Origin of the sequence: Leptospira johnsonii, assembly GCF_003112675.1 — a bacterium.
In the GTDB taxonomy this organism is placed as follows: Bacteria; Spirochaetota; Leptospiria; order Leptospirales; family Leptospiraceae; genus Leptospira_B; species Leptospira_B johnsonii.
Window position 1 is genome coordinate 268432 of the sequence record NZ_BFAY01000012.1, and the last position, 24089, is coordinate 292520.

Below are 24089 nucleotides of genomic sequence, written 5' to 3' on the forward strand. Positions count from 1 at the left end.
AACTCCATGTATAAACAAATCAGTCGCTTTTCCATTCTACTCTTTCTGGTAATCTTCACTTCTTCCGTAATTTCTGCCGGACCTGTCCGCGAATTTTTAAGTTCCGACGGTAAATCCAAAACGAACCAAGAGGAAGAAGAAGGTCTCAAACCCTCCCCTTCAAAAAGAGAAATTCCTAGATCGGAGGAAACTTCTTCGCCTTCTCCTAAAATAGAAGCGAAAGTTAAAAAAGAAGAATCTGTGGCTTCTGCGGAAGCCTCCTCCCAAAAATCCAAACGAGTACAACGCAGGAAAAAAGGGAAAACGAAGATTTCTAAAAAGGAAAAGCAGGATATCAAAGAGAAAGAAAAAGAGACTACTTCCAAAAAGTACGAAAATTCTCTTCCTGGAGTTTCAGAACTTCCTCCTAAAACGCAATATGATACGAATAACCAAAACGCGAACGCGGAATTAGGCCATGGAAAAGGGATCCCTGTTCTATGTTATCATCACTTGGTTGGGAACCAAGATCCAATGGGCGGATACAATCTAGATCCCAGCCTTTTAGAAGAACAATTCAAGTATCTCAAATCTTTAGGTTACCAAACCATCAGTCTGGACCAATTCTACCAATACCAACAAGGAAAAGCCGGTTCTGATTTCCCTGCTCGTCCTGTTCTTTTAACATTCGACGATGGATCTTTGACACATAGAGATGTGTTGGTTCCCCTATTGAAAAAATACGGGATGAGAGCTTCTGTTTTTATTTATCCAACTGTGATCTCTAATCCTAGATACAAATTTTATCTCAGCTGGGCGGGGCTAAAAGAGGCTCTGGACAGTGGGGTTCTAGATATAGGTTCTCATACTGTGTATCATCCTAAATTGCCTGCAATGTCTAGAGCAGAGATCAGAAGCCAGCTCAAAGATTCCAAAGCGACTCTTGAAGCTAAAACGGGTAGAAAGATCCAAGACCTCGCTTATCCATTCGGATTATTCGACGTACGAGTGATAGAAGAAGCTAAGGCTGCAGGTTATAGAATGGCATTCACAGTAAACCCAGGAAAGAATGTTCCGGGCACTTACGCTTATACCATCCACAGATCCTTGGTGACTTGGGGAATGTCTCAGTCCAGATTCAATTCTATCTTAAGTGCTTCTCCTCCTGTTAAGATCCAACTAGGAGTCCCGGATGGTTCTTGGGTCAAACCTGGAGATAGTTTTCCTGTAATCGTAGAAGGTCTAGATCCTAAGTCTGTGGCGATCAAGATCAGTGGGAAAGAAGGAATTATACAAAGAAAGACGAACACGGAATATATTATTAGAATTCCTGAATTCAAAAAGACTACTTATCCAGCGATGACTGTAATTGGCAAAACCCTAGCCGGAAAGAGAAGTGAAACTCAATTCTTGTTCGTAAATAGAAAAGAGTTTAAAAAAGACCCCGACTAAAGGTTTATTTCCGCTAATTTTTGGGTTTCTTGAAGTTCTAAAGTTATATTTTATCTAGAAGAACCGTCAAAATCGTATCGTTTCTATGAAAGTTTTTTGACATCTCTAGGTAGGTAAGAATATTTTCGGTATGCCAAAAGATTCCGAGACATTCGAAAGAATCGAAACATCCAAGATCCGGAATCGCCTTCCACTTGTTTTATGGGCGGGATTGCTTGTTCTTGCCCTCCCCTATTCTTTACTTGCAGATCCTGTTTCAGAACAGGGTCCAGTGCTTCGTTTAGATTCTCATTCTGCAGGAAAGATCCCTCTTAGAGAGGAAATCTCCTATTTCAAAGATACAGAAGGAACTCTCACTTGGGAAGACATCTCCGCTTCTGATTCCGAAATAGAATTCAAAAAGAATACAGATAGAATGCCTAACTTCGGTTATGATCCTTCTCCTCATTGGCTTAAATTCTCGGTAGAAGCCGAGGAATCTCTTTCAGAGGAACGTTTTCTTACCTTAGAATATCCTCATATAGATTATGTGGATGTATATTGGAAAGATTCAAAAGGGAGAGAGGGTGAATTTCATACAGGAGACATGCTCCCCTTTAAGGAAAGGCCGATCGCAGAGAGATATTTTGTATTTCCTTTAACCTTAGAAGATAAGGGCAAGATCGAAGTGTTCATCCGAGTCAAGACGGAAGGATCTCTTACTCTTCCTCTTCATCTAGTTACCAAGTCCAATCTGGATCATTCTTCTCGGATCTCTTTGCTCATAGACGGTATCTATTTCGGAGCTCTGGGAGTAATGGTATTCTATAATTTCTTCCTGTTCTTGGGCATCCGGGAAAAAACCTATATATATTATGTAATTCTAATTTTTGCAGTAACCTACTTTTTAGTCATGAGTTCAGGATACGGCTTCTGGTTCTTGGTCCCGAATTCTCCCAAATTTGTGAATTCATCCTTTATCATGGCCACATGTATAGCGATGATATTTTTGGGCTTATTTGCAGAAGAATATCTACAGACCAGGGACACATATCCGATCCTGCATATATTTATCCGAGGACTTACGATTATATGGTCTGTCCTGGCTATTATGCCCGTATTTGTAGCCTTAAGATACCTGATGCCTTTTACTGCGATCCTTCCTATTTTGGAGATCCTGGTACTAATGATAATCTCTCTAGTCCAGAGTGTAAGAAAGGATAGAAAAGCAAGGATCTTCTTAAGTGCATGGATCTTTAGTTTAGTAGGCGTTCTTATATTCTCTCTGAACAGACTAGGACTCTTTGATTCGGAAGAGATCGCTTCCGGAATGCTGAAGATCGGAGTTTTGAGTAACGTTATTCTTCTTTCCCTGGGACTAGTAGACAGGATCAACACTTTCCAGAAGGAAAAAGAGGAATATAAGGAAAGAGCGGATAAACTATTTGAACTTTCTCTAATGGATCCTTTGACTGGGGTGGCAAATAGAAGATTTTTCGATCAGGAATTGGAAAGAGAATGGAACCGTTCTGTCCGAACGGAAAGACCACTTTCTCTTTTAATGATAGATGTGGACTTCTTCAAGGCGTATAATGATACCTATGGTCATTTAAAAGGAGACCAAGTACTCTTTCGAGTGGCACAAGCATTAAAAGAATGTTTAAACCGTTCTTCCGATATGATCGCAAGATACGGAGGAGAAGAATTTTCAGTCATTCTACCTGATACTCCTGTCGAAGGCGCCATAGTGGTTGCCTTGAACATGTTACAGACCGTGGAAGATATGGGGATACCTCATTCAGAGAGTACTTTCACTAGAGTCACTGTTTCTATAGGTGTTTCCAGTAATACGGATCGTGATATCCATTCTTACCAAGAATTATTAGGATTAGCAGATAAAAACTTATACGATTCTAAGGCATTTGGTAGAAATCATATACGTCATTGATCCTTTCTGAAACAATCGTTCGAGAAAGACATTCGGGAAAATCATGAAAATTTAATTTTTCCTGGACCCTTGGCCTAGTCGGGATTAAAATCGGTCCCCGCATGGAACCTCTCAAACTCCCCTTTCTAAATTCTCAAACATTATATTGGACCTTAAAGTCTTCTATGGATACTTTTAAGGAGCATCCTGCTCAATTCTTTAAGCCGGACGGTAAAACTTATAAATCCATAACTTTTAGAGAGTTAGGTGATATAGTTACCAGGATCGGTTTGGGTTTGGTATCCATTGGGGTGAAAAAAGGAGAGAATGTAGGTTTGATCGCCGATTCCGGACATCGTTGGATTTGGGCGAGTATGGGAATTACGAATATTGGAAGTGTGGATGTGCCTAGAGGAACCGATTCCACACTCGAAGATCTGATCTACATCTTAAATCATTCAAAGGCAGAAGTTTGTTTTGCAGGGAATTCAGAGGTGGTCCGCAAACTCAGTTCTTCTTTTACATCATTCCCTCATCTAAAAACTGTGATCCTATTCGAATCTTCTCATCATTCCGAACAAAGACATCCGTTCAAACTTTTGTATTTAGATGATCTAATATCTTTGGGAGACAGATGGATCCAAGAAAATGGAGAATTAGAATTTCATTCCAGAGGAGAATCCATCCAAGAATCGGATCTTGCTACTATTGTTTACACTTCCGGGACCACAGGTCGTCCTAAGGGAGTAATGCTCACTCATAGGAATATTGTATTTAACGTAAATATGTCTTTGGCCTTGGACGACGTGCGTATCACTCCTGAAGATAGGACAATGGCTTATCTTCCCCCTTGGCACATTGCAGAGAGACTGATAGAAACAGCATGCGTTCGAGCAGGAGCTTCGGAAGCATTTACTTCTATCTCCAGTTTGGGGCAGGATCTGCAGGATATCAAACCTACGTTCCTTCTTTCCGTGCCTAGGGTTTGGGAAAGTTTTTATAATAAGGTCCAGGATAAACTGAAAGACGCCTCTCCTATTGCTAAATTTATTTTCAAAAGTTTCCAATCAGTAGCAAATTCTTATTATAAATATAAGAGCAGGCTTTTGGGTCTGGAGTTTGCTTTAAAACCTAGATCTTTTTTTGGAGAATTTTTCCATAGAATGAGCGGATTATTCGGCTTATTCTTCTGGTTCATACCAAATATATTTGCTCAATTACTATTTTCTAAAATACGGAAAAGCCTGGGTGGAAAACTAAAATTTGCAATCTCAGGAGCGGGAGCACTGCCGGAGTACATAGACAGATTTTTTAACTCTATAGGAATTCCGATCTTAGAAGGTTACGGAATGACCGAAACCAGCGGAGCTTCTACCCGAAGAAGACTGGACAGGATCACAGTGGGCACCCTGGGAAAATGTATTCCGGGAGTGGAGATAAAAATCCTGGACGAAAAGGGAGAAGAGATCCACGAACCTGGAGTGAAAGGGATCGCTTGGCATAAAGGCGGTCATATTATGCAGGGATACTATTTGGATCCGGAAAAAACTGCTGAGACCATGAAGGACGGATGGTTGAATTCAGGGGACCTTCTTCTTTGGACCTCTCAAGGAGAATTAAAATACGCAGGAAGAGCCAAGGATACAATCGTACTTTTGGGCGGAGAAAATTTGGAACCGGAGCCGATCGAGTTCGCTCTTACTCAAAGCGAGTTGATCCTGCAGGCGATGATAGTAGGTCACGACCAAAAAACGTTAAGCGCACTTTTGGTTCCGGATTGGGAGGTATTGGACAAACAATTACGCGATTGGAAATCCAGATTATTACAAGAAATTGCAGATCCGAATTCTGATCCGGACGTCAGAGAATTGTTCAAAAAGGAAATCAAAGAGCGAGTTTCCTCTAAAAACGGTTTTAAAAATTTCGAAAAAGTGTCTAATTTTTACCTTCTTCCTAAAAAATTCGAACCTGGGGATGAGCTGACCATGACTATGAAGGTAAAAAGGAACGTGGTCTCGGATAAATATAAGAACCAAATCAATGATTTATTCAGATAAATCTGAGTTCGGCGTAACGAATCTGAGAAAAGATCGAATCCAAAATAAAGGAGATTTTATGCCGGTTTTGACTCAAACAGTAAAGAATCGATTGTCCACGATACTTTCCGTTTTTTCGGCTCTTGTATTTTTGCAGACCTTATTTTTTAAATTCACAGGACAAGATGAATCAGTTCACATCTTTTCAACCCTTGGGATCGAACCCTGGGGAAGGATCGGAACCGGCTCGGTCGAATTTTTTGTAGCTGCACTTTTGATCTTCCCCGCTTCCAGATTTGTAGGAGCCTTAGTTGGTTTCGGACTCATGATCGGAGCGGTTTTATCTCATCTTCTATTTTTAGGAATAGTAGTAGATGATGATGGAGGATTATTATTTGCGATGGCAGTCAGCGTCCTTATTTCCTGCATCATTATACTTAATCTAGAGTGGGACCATAGACCTCCGACCTGAAAAATGTAATCGTTTTTTCATCTCAGAAAATTTTTAGAAGGTCGATCCGAGCCTCGAATCCGTTGACAATCCTACAGGATTTCGTCTTATGGAAGTAAGGTATCGTTCTACTAGATGAAATTTCGAAAAGGAAGACTTTACGACGCGTTTTTCATTTCGGACATCCATTATCTTCTGAATAAGAAGATAAAATCCCACAAACACAAAGAGCTATTCCAGTTACTGGATCATTTGAACAAAAAGGAAGTCAGGTTTGATAATCTGTACCTGGTCGGTGACATTATTGAAAACTGGTTTTTCAGTGCGGATAGAAGGTTACAAAGAGTTAAAGGTAAAAAAAGATTTAATAAACTTTTTGACCGCCTAGATAGACTTTCTTCCGGTAATGGCAAAAAATATTATATTGTTGGAAACCACGACACCACTTCTTATCTGATGAGGCTGACCCCCAAGGTAGAACATTATCTGATAGAAAGAGGTTGGATTATTTGCGAGAAGGCAGAAAATGAAACTCTGATCGCCATCCATGGCCACCAAGGCCAATATAATAAATTTAGCTGGATGGGCTCTATTCTTGTCCTAAGGATCCTTCATGTATTCGCATCTGCGTTTCCGGCGATGTTCAAATTTTCCGAAAACTTCTACCATAAACATTTAAACAGACAAGATCCAAGCACCGTAGAAGAGACATTACACTATTATCAAAAGCTTTCCAAACTCACCCACCAAGATAGGAAGGTTTTAATCTCCGGTCATACCCACGACTTTTTATGTATCCCTAAAATGAATATTATCAATACAGGGGATTGGGTGAAGAGTAATAGTTTCGTAATCCAGGACGGTAAAAAATTTTCCGGAATTCGGATGACTGCCAGAAAAGAATTCAAGAAAGAATTCGTCTTACATGTTTGATTGTTTTCCGATATTGCCGTATCACGCAAATCTAATAATTCGGATCCCTAAAAACTAATTTGCAATTTCTTGCCTGTCGGCTATACTTCGGCGCATGTCCGAAGAACTATTGATAGAATATCTAAACTTGATAGATGAACACGCTTGGCTTTTCTGGTCGGGAGTCGTTTTTCTTTTTTTATTTTGCGTTTTTATCCATGATATATTCCAGAAAAAACACACGATCAAGCATAACTTTCCAATAGTAGGTCATATCAGATATCTATTCGAAAAAATAGGACCGGAACTCAGACAGTACTGGGTGGCAAACGATAAAGAGGAGATGCCTTTTAATAGGGCGGAAAGATCCTGGGTTTACGCCACTGCTAAGATGCAAAACAATAATTTCGGCTTTGGGACTACGGAGTTATTGTATGATGCAGGTTATCCTATCATCAAACATTCTACCTTCCCTTTTGCCGATAGCAAAGCTAAGTTTATAGAAGGTGACAGTTCTATGATCCCTTCTCTCAAAGTAATGGGAGAATTCAGGAAAAGAAAAAAATTATATAGACCTGCATCCGTCGTAAATATCTCCGCAATGTCCTATGGATCTTTAGGAGAAAGAGCGGTATCATCGCTGAACAAAGGAGCAAAGATCGCACGTTGTTATCATAATACTGGAGAAGGTGGACTTTCTCCTTATCATAATTTCGGCGCTGACGTTGTGTGGCAATTGGGTACAGGGTATTTCGGTGCCAGAGACGAAAAGGGTAAATTCTCCTTAGATCATTTCGTAAAACGTTTAGATGATAATCCTAATGTGAGAGCGATCGAAATCAAACTTTCCCAGGGAGCCAAACCTGGAAAGGGGGGTATCCTGCCGGGAGCGAAAGTCACCAAAGAGATCGCCGAGATCAGAGGCATCAAAGCTGGGCAGGATTGTATTTCGCCTAACGCACATACCGAATTTGACGATGCAAAAAGCCTGATCGATTTTATAGAAAAATTAGCATCCGTTTCCGGACTTCCGGTCGGGATCAAAAGTGCAGTGGGGGAATCTAAGTTTTGGGAAGAACTTGCGAGTTTGATGAAAGAAACAGGCCAGGGCCCGGACTTCATCACTATCGACGGAGGAGAAGGAGGAACAGGAGCGGCGCCGTTAACGTTTACCGATCACGTTTCTCTCCCTTTTAAGGTGGGATTTGCTAGAGTATATAAGATTTTTCAAAAATACGAGATCGCAGACAGAGTGGTCTGGATCGGGAGTGGAAAATTAGGCTTTCCGGATAGGGCTATAGTTGCATTCGCTATGGGTTGCGATCTGATCCATGTAGCAAGAGAGACCATGATGTCTATCGGTTGTATTCAGGCCCAAAAATGTCATACAGGTCATTGCCCTGCGGGAGTGGCCACACAAAGTAAATGGTTACAAGCAGGTTTAGATGTGGAGTTAAAAGCGAAACGCGCTGCAAACTATATCAAAGGGTTTAGAAAAGAATTATTATCCGTGGCTCATGCCTGCGGATATGAACATCCTCTTCAATTTACTGGGAACGATATAGAGATAGGAGCGGGTCAAAACAGATTCAGGACCCTGACCGAAGTTTTGGAATATGAAAGAGCTCCTGTAAAATTCACCACTATGATGGATTATACGAGTAACATTACCGCACTCGGTTAGTTTTTAATTCGCTTGCAATAGGTCGGGTCCCTGTAAAAATTTGCGGGACCCGAATGAAACTGATCTCATCCTTTTTCCAAAATTTCTGGAACTTTATTCGTTCTCCTAAGGAAGAACTTCAAAAAAAAGACCCCTTCCCCGGATATCCGATCTTATTTATTAAAACTTCTATCCCGATCTTGATCGGATATTTTTTCGCACATCTTTCTTTTAGAGCCTTAGGATTGCAGTATGTGTTTTTAGGCGGATCCATTCTGAATATGTTCGTTAGAGTGATCCTACCGGATTTATTTTTAGGGACTCTTTACGCACTACTCTTTACTGCAATATATCTCGGTGCTGGAACAGGGATACTTTGGGGAATTTCTAAAACTTTCTCATACCCATTCGAGAGCAATAAAGGATTAGAATTAAGTTCCAAACTCTCTAATTCTTTTTTGATCTTGGGACTTCTAATTTTCTTCGGTTTTACCGGGATTTTAGGGTCTATTGTATATTTGATATTCTTTATATACTTTTCCTTCTTAGTCATTCTAGTTCTATTTTATGGGATAGAAGCAGAGCAAAGGATAAGTATTATTTCCGGCTTGATCATCGGACTGATCTCTTATGGGATCTTTTTTTTAAAAGATGATACACAAATGGATAATCTCACTCTACCTAGCCAGCCGGAAACGATGACGCCGGAAGAGGAAAGAGAGAAAATACAGGAAGCGGAAGACGTAATCCGAAAATTGGAAGAGGCCCGTAAAGAAAAGGGCTATAACGACTGAAGTACATTAAGAAAGGATAAATAATGGCAAGAGTTCAATTAGATCTTCCCGAAAAATTAGCCTGGGCCACCAGCTTAAATATTAGGATTTATGATACAAATTTTGCGGGACATTTAGCTCATGATAGAGTGGTTTCTCTTTTGCATGAATCCAGAGCAAGATTATTCAAGGAAAAAGGATTTTCCGAATTAGACGTAAACGGACACGGAATCATTCTTACCGATCTGGTGGTAGAATACAAAGCTGAGGCGTTTTTCGGAGACCAGATCCGAGTAGAGATTGGAGCGGGAGATTTCAGCGCGAAAGGTTGTGATCTATATTATAGAATGATCCATACAGACGGACCTATTAACGGCAAAATCGTATGTAACGCAAAAACAGGACTCGTGTTCATGGATTATTCTACTCGAACAGTTAGTAATATTCCGGAAGTTTTTAAGTCCTGGTTCTAATTTGACTTTTTCTTTTTATCCGAGTGATACGTCAGCGCGGAAGAGATACATTGTTTTAATTCTTTTTCCGGGATCTTGGTATCTTCTGAAAAGATAATACTTCTATTCCCTTCAAAACGAAATATTTTAGGATATAATTTCCTAAATCTGGATATCAGATCCGTTTGGCAATGAAAGAAGATCGCATATTTTTTCGGCTCCCCTTTTAATGCGTCTATGCGGATCGTAGTCCCACTTTTGGATTCAGGAGTGATATAACTGGGTTGCCCCCATTTTAGCACTTCTTCTATTTTGCCTACTCCTTGTATCTCTTTTGCAGTTTCGAATATTAGTTCTCTTAAATGGAATAATTTCTCCCGCAAAGAAGGAGAATACTCTGAGAATGTTTCGGCTACATCCTCGTTTGTGAATTTTTGGAAATGATTCTTTTTCTGAGCCATGATATTTTAAATACTTACCGCACAGGCTTGCGCACATCTGATCCCGTCCATGGCCGCGGATACAATCCCACCTGCGTATCCGGCTCCTTCTCCGCAAGGATATAAACCTTTAACGCGAATATGTTCCAAAGTTTCCGGATCCCTGGGAATACTAACTGGAGAAGAAGTCCTAGTTTCAGGAGCGTGGACTACAGCTTCGTTGGTCAGATATCCTCTCATAGATTTATTAAATTCCTTAAATCCGTTTTGCAAAGCTTTCATTACAAATTTAGGAAGTACGGAAGAAAGATCAGCAGATGTAATTCCAGGAGGATAAGAAGTTTTAGGAAGATCCGCAGAAATTTTACCTTCCACAAAGTCCGCAAGTCTGGTAGCAGGAGCAGTTTGGGTTTTGCCTCCAGCAATCCAAGCCTTTTGTTCTATCTCCTTTTGGAATTCCATGGCAGCCAAGGGACCGTATTTTTGGAAAGTTAGGAAATCCTCTTGTCGGAGTTCCACCACTATCCCTGAATTCGCGGTCGGCCTTGCTCGTCTAGAAGAGGACCATCCATTGGTCACAATCTCTCCTGGTTTTGTTGCACAGGCGGCAATCACTCCACCGGGACACATACAAAAAGAATACACCCCTCTACCCTGGATCTGCTTTACGATACTATAAGGAGAAGGGGGAAGGAATGGCCCTCTGTCCTCGCAACTGTACTGGATAGAGTCTATTAAAGATTGCTTATGTTCTACCCTGACCCCTATTGCGAGAGGTTTTAAATGGATTTCTATTCCTTTATGATGAAGTAATTCGAATATATCTCTGGCAGAATGCCCCGTAGCCAGGATTACCTTGTCGGAAAGAAAACGATCTCCATTCTTAGTAACTACACCCTTGATAGAATCACCTTCCAGTATCAGGTCTGTCACTCTTTGGTTGAAATGGACTTCTCCGCCTCTTTCTTGGATTGTTTCCCTCATTTTGCGAACAATACTCGGAAGTTTGTTTGTCCCTATATGAGGGTGGGCTTCTATTAGAATATTAGGATTTGCTCCAAAACCAACAAGTAGTTCCAGAATACGACGTACATTTCCTCTTTTTTTGGATCTAGTATAAAGTTTGCCGTCCGAATAAGTGCCCGCTCCGCCTTCTCCAAAACAATAATTAGAATCCTCATCCACAATATGATGAGCATTGATATTTTGAAGATCTTTAGGTCTTGACTTAACGTCCTTTCCTCTTTCCAGAACGATAGGTTTCAAACCGGATCCAATCAATTCCAAAGCAGAGAATAAACCTGCAGGCCCCGCACCGATCACAATCACTTCTTTAGAATTTTTAACATCCGGATAGTCAGGGAGATGGATCTGCTGTTCGATAAATTCTTCGTTGATATAAACCCGGACCTTGAGATTAACAAAGACCGTTTTTTGTCTAGCATCAATAGAATGATTTAAGATCTCAATATGTGTTATATCCGGCAAAGAGATCTTTTTGGATTTGGAAATATATTCTGTAAGCCGATCCGATTGTTCGGCGATCTCAGGCAAAAGCCTAAGTTCTAATTCTTGGGTCATAGTTCAGGACCAAAAGTTTTAGGATTTGTATGTAATGGAGTTAAAAAAGAAAGGAAGAATGAGGCAAGGAATTTTAAGGAGAGCTGGGAATAAATTGAAAGGATATTAATACCGAAAACGAAGATTCCGGGGGAGGATCAAAATTAGAATCGCAAAAATCCTAGAATTATCACTAAGTTGGTAAACCAGGCAGATCCTTGAAAGTAACGGACCGACAAAAGAAAAAATTCTTAAAGTCCCTGAAACAGGCAAGGATCGAAGCAGAGTTGAGCCAATCGGAAGTCGCCCAAAAGATCGGGACGAGTCAAAGTTTTATTTCTAAAATAGAGTCTGGAAAAATATCTTTAGAAGTAGAGATATTCTTAAAGTTGTATCAACTGTACGATAAACCTGCGGAATATTTTTTCTCCGCATTCTCTCAAAAATAAAAATCTATTTTTGAACTTCTCCCCGATTCTTTATAAACTTTTGGATCATTTCCAACTGAGATTCGGAAACGAATAGATCGATCGCATCATTTGCGCTATATATTCTGTACTGAAGGGATTTCGCAGAAAGAATATCGTTTTCCATTTCTTTCGTAAAAGTCAATTTACCGGAAAGGATATTAGAAGTTAAGGTAGAAGTTCGAGTCGTAGTCGCGGGAACAGTGCTATAGCCGTATCCAAAACCGATTCCGGGTCCCATATTTGCAGGGACCTGAGTGCGAACAGTCACCTGATTGGCAGAATAGTTTGAATCCGATAAAAGAAGTTTTGTGGATTTACGATCTATTTTGATATAAGCTTCCGGCCCCAATGCGGCAAGAGTTTCCGAACCTTGGAGTCGGATGATCAGAGTGATCTGGGAAATCACTCCATTCTTAATCTCCTTTGCATATTGACCGCCGTAAGAATAAACACTTTTGTTCGGATTATCCACCTTCGCTTCATGGTCCATATCCATCTTAACGATCGTGATATCTCTAAAAGGATCTTGGACAACTTGGATCGTAGTGCCGCAACCGACACAAAAGATTAGAAAACAGTATATTAAGGATTTATACTTCAAGTTTCCCCGATTTTTTGGATCATTCCTTCACAATTTAGAAAGAAGAAAAGAACTAATCAATATATCCTAAAAATCGAAAGAACGGTCACGACGCAAATTTTCCTTAAAAGTGTTCATCCACGTCGCGACATCCCTACTTATTTTTGCCAGGGTGTTAGTTCTCTCAATTTAGGAAATCTGAGATAAAGTCCCGCCCATAGAATGATCCCCAAATAGGTGGGAAATAAAATATGAGATCCCAGTGGATTTAAAACACGAACGTGGGTAGCGACCGCACCGCCCAAATATCCGGTTAGTAAAGTCGCTCCTAAAACTGCAGTTCTAGGAAATGCGTATAACAGAGTGCTAACGATTAGGATTGTTCCCAAGTAAGGCATTACTTCAGGCGGATAACCTAGTTTAGCTCCTTCTGCCTGAGCTTCCGGTGGCATTTTATCTAAGAAAAATTTTAATACTCCATCAAAAAGCAGAAAAAGTGTAACCAATCCGCTGAGTACTCGTCCGGTCCAGAGCTGGCCTTTCGAAACGTTTTCAGATCCCATTCTATATTTCCTCCAAATGAGAGGGCAATTCTGGGATCTTTGACGGAAAAGTTCAAGAACTATTACAAGAATTTTGAATTCGATTTTGTAACATTCGAATGTTTGTAGCTAAGACGACTACTCACTAGTAGCGGATCCTTGGAAATTATTTCTTTTTCGTTTTTTTGGGGACCTTCTTCATGAATTCCCCCACTCTAAATTTTACGATCTTACGGACCAGATCGAAAGGTAAAGGTTGATTGATCGGAAACTGAACGGATCCTTTTGCGTTTTTATATTTATCAATTTCTTTTTTGAATTTGGCGATACCGCTTGCTCCCGGATAAAAACCGATATGATTCTTATATGCGGCAAAATGTACTAGATTCCCGTTCAAATAAAAAGTGGGGATTTGGTAGCTGATCTTTTCACTTGCTTCTGGAGCGGTTTCTTGGATCGTTTTTCGGAGTTCCTGAAGAATGCTTTGGACCTCCTTCGGAAAAGTTTTAATGTACTCGTCAATCGATTGGAATGTATTTTTTATTTTATCCATAAATATGCCTGAATGAACTTAAACCAAATTAGATCAATCTTTCAGAAAGATCTAATTTACCGTTTTTTAATGACCAATATTCCCGCAAGGTAACTTGTCGGAATATAAGCCCCGATCAAATCCACGATCGTAAACCAAGCAGGAGAAGAAAGCATTAGGATATTTGCAATCCCGCCCGCCAGAAAAAAGGCTCCGATCACTAAAGCAAATTTAAGTTTATGATTTGTTGCAATGAATGCCGCAACCAACGCTCCTACAAATGTTCCAAGTGCATGAGCTAAAAAAGGAAAGATAAAATGTTTTGGTTGGAATAAATGAATGGATGCTTTCAATCCTTCCATAGTAGTCACATCGGCGCCTTCGGGAGGAGGAATGATATTACCGCTGATCGTAATAATTCCCATATTCACTATACTTCCGATGAGAAGTCCTGCGATCACTGATAAGGTATTTTTAACATACGGATTCATAATCTAATGCCCCAATTCATTCAAAAAATAAATGATTAGAGTAACTTATGAGAACAATGCAAGTGGAAAATTACTTTAATCTTTCTAAAACACCTTTTCGTTTTACTATGTTCTTGTAATCCCATTGGATTTTCTTAGATTTATTTACCCAACGTTTTAAGTCTTTTTTGTTGATTTGATCTGGACTTGTATAACGAACTTCAGCTGCTTTAAAAGTCCCTTCCGGCTCCAAACCTTCTTCATCAAAGGACTGTCCGCTCCAAAAGAGCAATCGAATACAACTTTTAAGTTTGCTATATCCTACGATCGGATTCCCATCCAAGAACCAAACCGGATGAGCATGCCAAATTTTATTTTCCGCCTTAGGAAGATGGAGATTAATTTCTTGGGAAAGAATATCACAAATCTCTTTTTCAACTTTGGTTTGTGAATTATTATATTTTTGGACTTCTTTGTTCATGCGATTAGATTGTAGGTAAAAAATTCCCAAGTACCTTGTTTAGCGCCTACTTTGTTATATAAAGCCTGAGCAGTCAAATTGTTTGGAGCGGTCACCCATTGGAGTCTTGCCGCTCCTTGAGATTTTGCATATTTCGCACAATGATCAATTAGTGATTCGCCAATTCCTCGTTTTCTAAATTCATCCAAAGTGAAAAGATCATTCATAATTGCCACTTTACTTATGATACTAGACGCATAAGAAAAATATACGGTAGCAAAGCCTACTAGATTGCCGTCTTTTCTATACCCGAACAAACATCCTAAATCGCTATCTTCTCCAAACTGAGAGAAAAATATTCTATTCTTGTCATCGTTGATAGATTCTATTTTGTAAAACTCTTGGTATTTGCGGATTAAAGGAAGAACTTCATCCAGATTTCTATTTGAAATGGCTTCTATACTCATATAATTCTTAGAAGCTGAGTTTATAGTTTTTTAAGAGATTTTGGCTTTTGTTGGACCGCTTCTACAAGCCTTTTGGGAGCAACACCACAATAAGAAACGACTAACATATCTTTGAATAAAGCTAAATCGGTAGATTTCATTTCGACACAGGTCCATCCTTGCTGTCCCCATTTATTTTCTATAGGATAAACGGAACCCTTAGAAGCTGATGAGAAGAATTCTTGGTCGTTCTGATCAAATTTAAGAACGATCTTTTTATTCTCCTGATCCACCGTTGCAAAAATTTTCTTACTCACTCTGAATGAGATCTTTTCAAAATGAGGCTCTTCTTTTGCCTCAGGAAGAGCTAATGCAAGTTTTCTTACTTTGTCTAAGGATATCATATAAAAATGCTTTCCTATGGAGAATAAAATCTGATAGATTCCCTAAAATGGATCCGAAACAAATCACTATTCAATCTACTATTGCAGCAGACATTAAGAAAGTCTGGGACTACTACACCAATCCGCAACATATTATCAAATGGAATTTTGCTACCGACGATTGGCAATGCCCTTGGGCAAAAAATGATATGAGACCAGGTGGAAAATACAGCGCGAGAATGGAAGCTAAGGACGGAAGTTTCGGTTTCGAGTTTGAGGCAATTTACGACACAGTCGTCGATCAGAAAAATTTTTCTTATACGATGGGAGATGGTAGAAAAGCAACTGTTAGCTTTGAGAATCAAGATAACAAAACTCTTGTAGTCGTCAGTTTTGATCCTGAATCAGAAAATCCAATTGAGATGCAGAGAGGTGGTTGGCAAGCGATACTTGATAACTTCAAAAAGTATACAGAGGCTAATTAGTAGATTTGCTATTTATAACTATCAGGACTCAGGCGCCGTACCGAAGAGCTATTGCCCTTCTGGCGGCTGCCACAACTCGACCTTGTTTCCTTCCGGATCCATGACCCAACCGAATATCCCATACTCGGATTGCTCTACCTTCTCCAATACTTGACAACCCTCTTCACGAAGGAGTTTCAAGAGTCCGTGAAGATCCTCTACTCGATAATTAACCATAAAAGTTGAACTGCTCGGAGCGAAATAGGAGCCGTCCCCAACTGCCCAAGCTGTTGTGCCGTTTGTAGGATTACCAACTGCATCGACCCAACGAAAAGCTGCGCCACCCCAATCCTGTACATCTATGCCAAGATGAGTTTTGTACCAGGCACCTAATTTGGCAGGATCCTTAGCACTAAAGAATACTCCACCAATACCTGTAACACGTTTCATAGATGACCTCCAAATTACCGAGCTTTGCCGATGCTACACATACTATGTATATCCGCATAACAAAATTTGTATTCTGATGAGTAAGATATTCGCGACAAGGTAAACGGATGGTGGTTTGGAATTGACTCTTATGAACTTTTGGTCCGAAAATTGTGTAGGGATTACTTTCTAAGGAATATTGCCATGAGAAAAATTATTGTACTCGAATTCCTCACACTTGATGGAGTAATACAAGCCGGAGGCGGACCAGAGGAAGATACTAGTGGCGGCTTCAATTACGGCGGGTGGCAAGTTCCCTATTCTGACGATACCCTTGGGGCTGTCATGAAGAAGCAGATGAACCAACCGTTTGATCTGCTATTAGGACGTAAGACATTTGAAATTTGGGAACCATACTGGCCGAAACATGCTGACTTTTGGCCGGGTGTCATGTCTGCGACCAAGTACATCGTATCGAATACCTTGACTTCTAGCGAATGGCAACCCTCCGTGTTTTTAAGCGGAGACATCGTGGAAAAAATCAGCAAACTCAAACAAGAACAAAGGCCGGATCTGCATGTTTATGGAAGTGCAAATCTCGTTCAAACACTTATGAAGCATGATTTAGTCGATGAGTTCTGGTTAAAGATATATCCGCTAACGTTGGGAATCGGTAAACGGTTGTTTGTCGATGGAACAATCCCGGCAGCGTTCAAGGTGACGGAGAGCCAAATCTCCCCTAACGGAATCATTATCGTGAATTACAAGCGCGCAGGCGAGGTTCAAACCGGAAGTTTTGATAGTTAGACGAACTATAGATAGAAAGTGGACTTGAATTAGCGAAGGTAAAAAAGATAAGAAGAAGCTAAATTTGGAAAGACTTAGAATTTGTCAGAAGATGTATAAAAGTGAAATGATTATAACTGTTGAGGTTCTTGATTTTCTATTTCTACAGTAGATTCAGTAGATTCAGTAGATTCTTCCCCTGGAACGCCGTTCTTTTTCTCTTCGCTTCGTATTTTTCGCCTCTCTATTTTTTCCTGTCTAATTTCTTTCTTCTTAATTTCTCGCTGTCTTTTCACATACGATAAATTTCCTTTTTTTGCCATATAATATTCCTATTTATTAAAAACCTATTACCGCCCTAGATACAAAATGGTTCGAAGTAAAAAGTACGAAGAGGATAGTTATTATGAATTAGAGACCACCAATCCCTAGATTCAACTTTGGGTTTGGTGGTATAAAAAGGTGAAAGCGGTGTTAAGCGGATTACCAGCGATTACGGTCGAATTTTTTGTTGTTTCCACCTCTATTGCGATCAGACCTTGCTCTGTCTTCTGCAACGGAAACTACAATATTACGTCCGTCTACATCTTTTCCATTAAGTTCAGAAACTGCAGTATTAGCAGAATTCTGATCGGAAAAGGTAACAAAACCGAAACCTCTAGATTTACCGGTTTCGCGATCGACTACAACGTTCGCTTCTTGAATAGCGCCGTGAACTTCAAATACTTGGCGTAAGGTTTGATCAGTAGTTGACCAGCTAAGGCCGCCTACAAATAATTTGGCTGACATGGATTTTATCCTCGTTCCACACAGATTTGAATAAATATTAATCCGTATGATAATTAATTTCGGATCATTACGGGCTATGCGATTAAAACAGAACGAGTAAAGAACTTAAACACCACTAGAAACCCGAATAGAATAAATTGCAAGAACATTTTCTAAGTATAGAAGAAAAGTCGTAGATGAAAAAGGATCGTGGCAGTATAAGAAAGGTTGCTAATCACTGTGTCGGGGAGCTTTGGAAGGCTCCCATAGAAAACGAAGGACGAGCCAATCCTCTCTGTAATCATTTCAGAAGGTCGCTGCCAGGTTTTTTGCCGGGAGCGATAGGAATACAAAGATGAGATGAAGAAAGCATTTATTGTGAGTCATACTTTCTCCTATAAAATTTCATTCTATCTCGTATGTTTTTTGTAATGAAGAGCGATAGCACCCGATTGAAAAGTTCTTGAACCAAGAAAATCAAGCCTAAGTTTCTCTTCCAATTTCATGGTATCGAATAACCGCGGTCCCTTCCCCGCTACAACCGGATGAACTACAAAACGATACTCATCAATCAAATGATGTTCCGAAAGCTGGGACGCTATGCTTATACTACCCACGAGAATATCTCCTCCGGACTGCTGCTTCAATTTAAGCACTTCCTCTACAATGTTTGCATGTACGAGTCTTGTATTTGCGTCCTCAACGTGTTTCAATGAAGTGGAGAATAAGACCTTGTCGAGCGAAGTAAACACGCGAGCGAATTCATTAGATACTTCTGACATAGATTGGTCCCGGGCAACTTCAGGCCAAAAAGGCACCATGAGTTGGTACGTGATCCGACCATATAGCATGAGACCGCCATTACGTAAAAGATCAGTGAAATATTGGTGCACCTCATCGTCAGCAATCATGTCTGTGTGACTGCAATTCCCGTCGGCCGTAATATTGATTGCAAAAACAATTTTTCTCATAGGCCTGCCTGTATATAGTATTCGCTGAAAAATATAAACCCGATAGCAATTTTTTTCATTTAATTCCCTTTATATATAAATTTGTGAAATTGCGCATAACGACCTAGGCATTCCGATATTTTGTATTTGGCGCGTGCTTGCATATGCAAGTGCAGCGCCAGAGGTGAAAGTTACTAGAAGCCTTGTTTGAAACTACTTAGAATGTTTGCCGATCCACTTGAGACAGATCTTTCAGGTTATTAAATAGAAGGACAGCAATCGCAAAGAAAACCAAAAAGAAACCAGTAATATTCATAATGTCTGTGTCAACGGAATCGGAAGTAAAAACAATGTCCATTGTTCCATGAAATATAGCGACAATGAGTATACTTCCTCGTGCGGAGTTGAACAGCCAGGTCAATAGAATTGCTCCAGTAAATAAAGACAATATCCATCCAATAGTACCGAAAAAACCCATTTCAACATAACCGGGTCGATAGAAAAAAAGAGGGATATGCCATGCAGCCCAACCTAAAGTCAAAATTACAGTAGAAGTAAATGCATGCAGATGTTTTTGCAATTTCGGCAAAGCAAAACCTCTCCAGCCTATTTCTTCCCCAAAACCAAAGGATATAATATTATAAAGAAAGAAGGAAACAAAACCAAAATTCGGAAACTCTCTGCTTATACCAATGCCCGCCAATTTAAGCTCAGATGAAATGAAATACTTTGTAAGAATAGAGAATGCAAGAAGAATGAATGGGCTAAAAAGGGCAATGATGTACCAAATAAAATTTACTTTCCACATAAACACTCTTGAAAGTAAATTTTTTACACCTAAAGTTCCCTGATCAATTTTGCTAACGATAAATGCAGCAGAGACAGGACCAATTGCGCCGAGTGCATGATGAAATGGAAGAACAGGTAAAACGCTGATCCCAAATTTTGGTAAATATAAAGGAAGCCAGATTATCCATGAGAAAAAGTAACTTAAGAAAAAGAACAAAAGTAATGATTTAATATAATCTTTCATAGGATCATCTCAATGGAAACATTAAAGCCTAACGGATTTTCGCATGATAATAGTTAGGCTACATTTTTTAAAAAACAAATATTAGAAACATCCAAAGGAAAAGCCGGATAAATTCTTTGGTCTATCTAAGATTTTCCCCTGAAACGGTTTGTAACTATTAATAAAATATGCCTCGGAAATGTTGCAGCTCCCAACTACTAGGATCACCCAATCATCAAAATTTGTTTCACTAGGAGGGCAAGATGTAAAATGAATTAGATTAGTGCAAGAGTCGACTGACTTAGTCCAAACATAATTCCCTCTATTATTATCAAAAGTGTCATCATTACAATAAGTTATAGCAAGCCCACCAGCTGTGGTTTTGTAAGTATTGCCAAGAGAACGACAATAAGCATATTTTATAGAAACTGATGAAATGATTTGATTATAGGCGACATTAGCGCTCCTTACATCTGCTGTATTTATACCTATATTTATACACGAGCCGAAGACTAATGATAATAGCATAAGATTTTTCATATACACCTCATTAAATTAAATTTCAATCTATAGCGGATAACTGTATAGGCTTGGCTACGTTTACTACGCGATCTTATTTTGCAAGTACAGTGACAGATGCAACTGTGGCGTTGCTGAAGTGAAGATCGCGTAGCGATGGTCGATGCGAAGTGGAGCTGCGTAGTTAGCCGAAGTTCAGGCTATTTCCGTAGAATTTCAGAATTCTCTATTCTACCATTACGATCAGTATCTATTTCATGTCTAATTTCTCGACCTGAAACATCATAGTAGATGAACTTATCAAATCTGCCATCATAATCTGTATCAAATCCTTCTGAGTCCTTTATTCCATTAATGTCGTAAGTGATAAAACGATTATAGTATTCTAAAGGTTTATCATTAAAGAATTGAGATGCAATCTTGCCATTAATATCATACCCTTTACTGATAGTTGGCTCACCGTCCTCACCATAACAGACCCATGAACTTAGTTTATCATTATTCTTATGATAATATAGAATACAATTATCTTCATTATCATACTCAGAATATACGTATAGACCCGAATTTAAATTCATGTCCAATGCCTTATACTTACTTCTGACATCCAGATACGCTATAAGCAACGCGACTAAGCTAACCGAAAATAATACTAAGATAATAATACTTTTACCAGCTATTCCTGTATTTAAATCTTTCTGGCCTGATTCTGCAGGACTTTTTTTCACAGTATTTTCTGGCTTTAGTGAACTTTGTAAGATCTCTAATAACTCTTTTGTTAACGGAAGTTTTAATAAATAAAGAGTAGGCAGTATATCTTTTTCTGAAACACAGAGCTCTATTAAACTATCATTTTCAGGCAGTAAACTTCTCAAAGAATCAAGCTCAGACCCTTTTACAAAAGACTCGATCTTTTCTTCAGAAAGGACCGTTTTAAATAATTCTATCTCTTGGTAATTGGCTGATCTATAAATTGTTATCAATTGATTTTCTCCTACAAAGATTATTATAGCCTAAATTTCAGATAACGACCAAGGCTAACCGACGGTTTTCAACGGCGCGAGCACTTGGCACGAGACTTGCCATGCGAAGTGTAGCCCCCTTCCCTTTCCGGCACACTATTTGTGCACTATCACTTTGGCAAATCGTTATGCCTCACTTGAGCATCATATGCAAATTGAATGCGTTGCCAGGCATCTTTATGCATCCATTCAAAAATGAAATAAAATATTTTGACTACAAAATGTCCGAAACGTCCGCGACGCTCGAACGATTTACTTATACTCTCGACGAGCCACTTGTGATCAAATGAATCCCATATTCCGCCAGCGCTGAGCAAATTCCATTGAAGGAGCGGAAAAACCTCATATTTATCGATCCGCTTTGCGTCTTCGATGCTGAAGGGGCTCTTTGCAATCACCAATGCAATGCGGGAGTAATCTTCCTCTTGAAGCGCCGTGTCCAAATAAAGTTCTGAAAAGACAACCCAAAGTACAGTTCGTTCAGATGTCTTCATCTATTCATTCTTAATACGATAATTGGGCTTACAACAAGATCGCCGCGTAAGCAGGAATTCTTGACCTGCTACCCCATCCGCCATTCCTTCGAACAATCAGTCAAAAATGAAATATTATTCGCCCTTGTAAGCTTTTTCAAGTTCGCTTATATTCAGTTTACCCATGCTAAGCATAGCAGCTCCAACTCGATCAGCTTTAGCAGTGTCTGGATCACGCATCATGATGTCTAGGCTTTCCGGCATAATCTGCCACGTTAAGCCATACTTATCTTTAAGCCATCCACAAGAAATTTCTTTGCCGCCTTTGGACAGTGCTTCCCATAACTTATCAATCTCTTCCTGAGTTTTACAGTTTACAGCTATTGAAATTGCTTCACTAAAAGTAAACATAGGGCCTCCATTTAGCGCAGTAAAGTTTTGGCCATTCAGTTCAAAGTCTATTGTTGACAAACTCCCGAGTTCCTTCCCGGCTGCTTTTGCAACTGACTCTGTGAGATACGATGTGTTTGTTATTTTTGCATTTTCAAACAGCGATACATAAAGATCTACAGCTTCCTTTGCTTGATCGTTAAACCAAAGAAAAGTTACTACCTTTTGCATAGAAGCTCCTTAGTTAAATTAATAATTACTACGAAAATGGCAGTAATTATTAAAGCTTATCATAGCTAATTTGATAATCAAAGTAATTTTGCTATGTTGTTTATGATGAAGCGAGCCCTAAGTGTAGCGGAAGCACTACTAGTTAGTGCGATCGACCGATCCGCTGCCTGAGAATGGAATTTAAATAAATTCAAAAGCAACTCTTCAGTTTTGTCGTCTTACTAAAATTCCATTCAAATTTGTACCAGGAGCAATTGTATTAAAAACTGTTCCAAATTTCTTAATGTTTTCATGCAAGAGATTCAAACGTTGCTCCGATTCTTCTGAATCAACGATTATTTTATAGAATATCGATTCCATTCTCGGAGGTACATCTTGCCTAACTCCATCAACTATCACCTCTATGGAATGTAATTGAAATTGCAGAATTGGAACTGTTCTTTCTACTCCTTTAATTATGCAAGCAGATAGAGCTGAAAGTAATAATTCCGCTGGATTAAAGGCATCTGTATTACCTAATATATCTGTATCCAATGTAATTTTGGCATTCTTGCACTTCGAAATACTGCTATGTGAATCTACTCTTACTGATTCGACATGAAAAGTCATTTTAGGTTTAGATTCAATCATTGTCTACTTCCAACATTAAACAACCTCAGATTGAAATGAATGTCTATCAAAAGTTTTCTCAAATCATTTGATAAAAGTTACCTTTGAATTCATCCCCACTCTTAGATATCTATTCCGATCGGTCTTTCGCATAAGGAAGGAGACTTAACTTGCTTTGTCGAGTGACAAAACGGAATTTGGCGTAGCCCAGGCGAGAGTTGCAAAGCAAGTTCGAAGCGATGCGGAAGCACCGATAGTTAGGAGTAGGCCTCATTGCTCTCTTCAATTAGATTTATTACAGTTTGGTTGATTCAAACGCAACTTCTTTAGATCAATTCGTTTGATAAGCTTGATTAACTTATTAGAAGCCCAAATTCCGTGAGTAATTTCATTTTTCTCAATAGAATAATATATACCTTCACCATGAAATTTATCATTTTCCACAAAACCAATATAGGGATAACTAAGCATACTATCCTGAAGTGCAAATCCTTCTAATCGTTCATTTAAATAACTTCCTATTGAAAGCGACATTCCGTCATCGTAGAATACATGGTAACCATCAGTACACCGCCCTTGCTCACATCCAATATTCTTTGAATTTAATTCCAGAAAGAAACTATCGTAATCTAGAATAGTATTACCATTTAAAGTGGCGTCAAGCCTATGATAACCACAGTTAACATCCAATTTGTCAGTTATCACTATTGCAGAACGACCATACCCTATAAACTTACCGGACCATTCTCCATATTGATAGCTTCCAAAATTATCAACATCTAATACAATTGCATAGCTCACAGACAAATTCTTGCAAATCGCTGTGATTTTGCTCAAAGATTCCTCAATCGAACATTGAGGTGTAAAAAAAAGAGGAGAGTACAATATCAAATTAATAATGGAATCTAACATATCTGAAAGTTTTGTGA

General features: G+C 39.3%; 30 protein-coding genes. 11 read left to right on the top strand and 19 right to left on the bottom strand.

The genetic code is table 11. The features are described 5' to 3' along the window. Positions 1-6 precede the first annotated feature (6 nt). From LPTSP_RS18375 to LPTSP_RS18410, 8 genes are all read left to right on the top strand, one after another. On the top strand, positions 7-1431 hold the full coding sequence (locus LPTSP_RS18375) for a polysaccharide deacetylase family protein (protein WP_108930245.1): 1425 nt from the start codon (positions 7-9) through the stop codon (positions 1429-1431). A 130-nt stretch (positions 1432-1561) separates the two neighbouring features. Then, positions 1562-3358 carry a sensor domain-containing diguanylate cyclase gene (locus LPTSP_RS18380; protein WP_108930192.1) on the top strand — a complete coding sequence of 599 codons (1797 nt, stop codon included), beginning with the start codon at positions 1562-1564 and terminating at the stop codon, positions 3356-3358. Between the two features lie 101 nt (positions 3359-3459). Next, positions 3460-5394 (top strand): AMP-dependent synthetase/ligase, encoded by a 1935-nt coding sequence (locus LPTSP_RS18385; RefSeq protein WP_108930193.1) that lies wholly within the window; start codon positions 3460-3462, stop codon positions 5392-5394. A 58-nt stretch (positions 5395-5452) separates the two neighbouring features. Then, entirely contained in the window at positions 5453-5845 is a 393-nt protein-coding gene (locus LPTSP_RS18390) for a DoxX family protein (protein ID WP_174704499.1), read from the top strand. A 114-nt stretch (positions 5846-5959) separates the two neighbouring features. After that, positions 5960-6757, top strand: coding sequence for a UDP-2,3-diacylglucosamine diphosphatase (locus LPTSP_RS18395; protein WP_108930195.1), 798 nt, complete (start codon positions 5960-5962; stop codon positions 6755-6757). 94 nt (positions 6758-6851) lie between these two features. Further along, positions 6852-8420, top strand: a complete 1569-nt coding sequence (locus tag LPTSP_RS18400; RefSeq protein WP_108930196.1) for an FMN-binding glutamate synthase family protein — start codon at positions 6852-6854, stop codon at positions 8418-8420. 53 nt (positions 8421-8473) lie between these two features. Further along, a complete protein-coding gene (locus tag LPTSP_RS18405; protein ID WP_108930197.1) occupies positions 8474-9193 on the top strand; it encodes a hypothetical protein in 720 nt (239 codons plus the stop codon). A gap of 23 nt (positions 9194-9216) precedes the next feature. After that, the gene (locus LPTSP_RS18410) at positions 9217-9645 is read left to right on the top strand and encodes a thioesterase family protein (RefSeq protein WP_108930198.1); all 429 of its coding nucleotides are present in this window, start codon (positions 9217-9219) and stop codon (positions 9643-9645) included. On the opposite strand, the gene LPTSP_RS18415 is transcribed toward LPTSP_RS18410, so the two are convergent. Both LPTSP_RS18415 and LPTSP_RS18420 read right to left on the bottom strand, forming a co-directional pair. Next, positions 9642-10085 (bottom strand): DUF1801 domain-containing protein, encoded by a 444-nt coding sequence (locus LPTSP_RS18415; protein ID WP_108930199.1) that lies wholly within the window; start codon positions 10083-10085, stop codon positions 9642-9644. The genes LPTSP_RS18410 and LPTSP_RS18415 overlap by 4 nt on opposite strands. Positions 10086-10091: 6 nt before the next feature. Next, on the bottom strand, positions 10092-11645 hold the full coding sequence (locus tag LPTSP_RS18420; protein ID WP_108930200.1) for an NAD(P)/FAD-dependent oxidoreductase: 1554 nt from the start codon (positions 11643-11645) through the stop codon (positions 10092-10094). Between the two features lie 197 nt (positions 11646-11842). On the opposite strand from LPTSP_RS18420, the gene LPTSP_RS18425 reads away from it, so the two are divergent. Next, entirely contained in the window at positions 11843-12073 is a 231-nt protein-coding gene (locus tag LPTSP_RS18425) for a helix-turn-helix transcriptional regulator (RefSeq protein WP_108930201.1), read from the top strand. A gap of 4 nt (positions 12074-12077) precedes the next feature. Here LPTSP_RS18425 and LPTSP_RS18430 read toward each other — a convergent pair whose 3' ends face one another. The 7 genes from LPTSP_RS18430 to LPTSP_RS18460 form a co-directional block, all read right to left on the bottom strand. Beyond that, on the bottom strand, positions 12078-12695 hold the full coding sequence (locus LPTSP_RS18430; RefSeq protein WP_245915636.1) for a hypothetical protein: 618 nt from the start codon (positions 12693-12695) through the stop codon (positions 12078-12080). A 137-nt stretch (positions 12696-12832) separates the two neighbouring features. Beyond that, positions 12833-13237, bottom strand: a complete 405-nt coding sequence (locus LPTSP_RS18435) for a DoxX family protein (RefSeq protein WP_108930202.1) — start codon at positions 13235-13237, stop codon at positions 12833-12835. 145 nt (positions 13238-13382) lie between these two features. Beyond that, positions 13383-13769, bottom strand: coding sequence for an iron chaperone (locus LPTSP_RS18440; protein ID WP_108930203.1), 387 nt, complete (start codon positions 13767-13769; stop codon positions 13383-13385). Positions 13770-13825: 56 nt separating this feature from the next. Next, positions 13826-14239: a hypothetical protein gene (locus LPTSP_RS18445; protein ID WP_108930204.1), complete on the bottom strand. Its 414-nt coding sequence runs from the start codon at positions 14237-14239 to the stop codon at positions 13826-13828. Between the two features lie 70 nt (positions 14240-14309). Next, positions 14310-14699 (bottom strand): DUF1801 domain-containing protein, encoded by a 390-nt coding sequence (locus LPTSP_RS18450; protein ID WP_108930205.1) that lies wholly within the window; start codon positions 14697-14699, stop codon positions 14310-14312. After that, positions 14696-15145: a GNAT family N-acetyltransferase gene (locus tag LPTSP_RS18455; RefSeq protein ID WP_108930206.1), complete on the bottom strand. Its 450-nt coding sequence runs from the start codon at positions 15143-15145 to the stop codon at positions 14696-14698. The genes LPTSP_RS18450 and LPTSP_RS18455 overlap by 4 nt, the downstream gene beginning before the upstream one ends. Positions 15146-15165: 20 nt before the next feature. After that, on the bottom strand, positions 15166-15528 hold the full coding sequence (locus LPTSP_RS18460; protein ID WP_108930207.1) for an MmcQ/YjbR family DNA-binding protein: 363 nt from the start codon (positions 15526-15528) through the stop codon (positions 15166-15168). 47 nt (positions 15529-15575) lie between these two features. Between LPTSP_RS18460 and LPTSP_RS18465 the strand changes: the two genes are divergently transcribed. Continuing rightward, positions 15576-15992: an SRPBCC family protein gene (locus LPTSP_RS18465; protein WP_108930246.1), complete on the top strand. Its 417-nt coding sequence runs from the start codon at positions 15576-15578 to the stop codon at positions 15990-15992. Between the two features lie 48 nt (positions 15993-16040). On the opposite strand, the gene LPTSP_RS18470 is transcribed toward LPTSP_RS18465, so the two are convergent. Beyond that, positions 16041-16421 (bottom strand): VOC family protein, encoded by a 381-nt coding sequence (locus LPTSP_RS18470; protein ID WP_108930208.1) that lies wholly within the window; start codon positions 16419-16421, stop codon positions 16041-16043. Between the two features lie 183 nt (positions 16422-16604). On the opposite strand from LPTSP_RS18470, the gene LPTSP_RS18475 reads away from it, so the two are divergent. Continuing rightward, a complete protein-coding gene (locus LPTSP_RS18475) occupies positions 16605-17207 on the top strand; it encodes a dihydrofolate reductase family protein (RefSeq protein WP_108930209.1) in 603 nt (200 codons plus the stop codon). Between the two features lie 110 nt (positions 17208-17317). Here the strand turns inward: LPTSP_RS18475 and LPTSP_RS18480 are convergent, their stop codons facing one another. From LPTSP_RS18480 to LPTSP_RS18520, 9 genes are all read right to left on the bottom strand, one after another. Further along, complete coding sequence (locus LPTSP_RS18480; protein ID WP_108930210.1) at positions 17318-17509, bottom strand: hypothetical protein; 192 nt, start codon at positions 17507-17509, stop codon at positions 17318-17320. Positions 17510-17669: 160 nt separating this feature from the next. Continuing rightward, positions 17670-17975, bottom strand: coding sequence for an RNA recognition motif domain-containing protein (locus LPTSP_RS18485; RefSeq protein WP_108930211.1), 306 nt, complete (start codon positions 17973-17975; stop codon positions 17670-17672). A 389-nt stretch (positions 17976-18364) separates the two neighbouring features. Beyond that, positions 18365-18925 carry a dihydrofolate reductase family protein gene (locus LPTSP_RS18490; protein ID WP_108930212.1) on the bottom strand — a complete coding sequence of 187 codons (561 nt, stop codon included), beginning with the start codon at positions 18923-18925 and terminating at the stop codon, positions 18365-18367. A 196-nt stretch (positions 18926-19121) separates the two neighbouring features. Next, entirely contained in the window at positions 19122-19937 is an 816-nt protein-coding gene (locus LPTSP_RS18495; protein WP_108930213.1) for a CPBP family intramembrane glutamic endopeptidase, read from the bottom strand. A gap of 698 nt (positions 19938-20635) precedes the next feature. Further along, positions 20636-21418, bottom strand: coding sequence for a hypothetical protein (locus LPTSP_RS18500; protein WP_108930214.1), 783 nt, complete (start codon positions 21416-21418; stop codon positions 20636-20638). A gap of 149 nt (positions 21419-21567) precedes the next feature. Continuing rightward, positions 21568-21951 carry a DUF7079 family protein gene (locus LPTSP_RS18505; RefSeq protein ID WP_108930215.1) on the bottom strand — a complete coding sequence of 128 codons (384 nt, stop codon included), beginning with the start codon at positions 21949-21951 and terminating at the stop codon, positions 21568-21570. Positions 21952-22065: 114 nt separating this feature from the next. Continuing rightward, a complete protein-coding gene (locus tag LPTSP_RS18510; RefSeq protein ID WP_108930216.1) occupies positions 22066-22551 on the bottom strand; it encodes a VOC family protein in 486 nt (161 codons plus the stop codon). Positions 22552-22755: 204 nt separating this feature from the next. Then, positions 22756-23181: an OsmC family protein gene (locus tag LPTSP_RS18515; RefSeq protein ID WP_108930217.1), complete on the bottom strand. Its 426-nt coding sequence runs from the start codon at positions 23179-23181 to the stop codon at positions 22756-22758. Between the two features lie 261 nt (positions 23182-23442). Continuing rightward, positions 23443-23997, bottom strand: coding sequence for a hypothetical protein (locus LPTSP_RS18520; RefSeq protein WP_135354761.1), 555 nt, complete (start codon positions 23995-23997; stop codon positions 23443-23445). Positions 23998-24089: the final 92 nt, after the last annotated feature.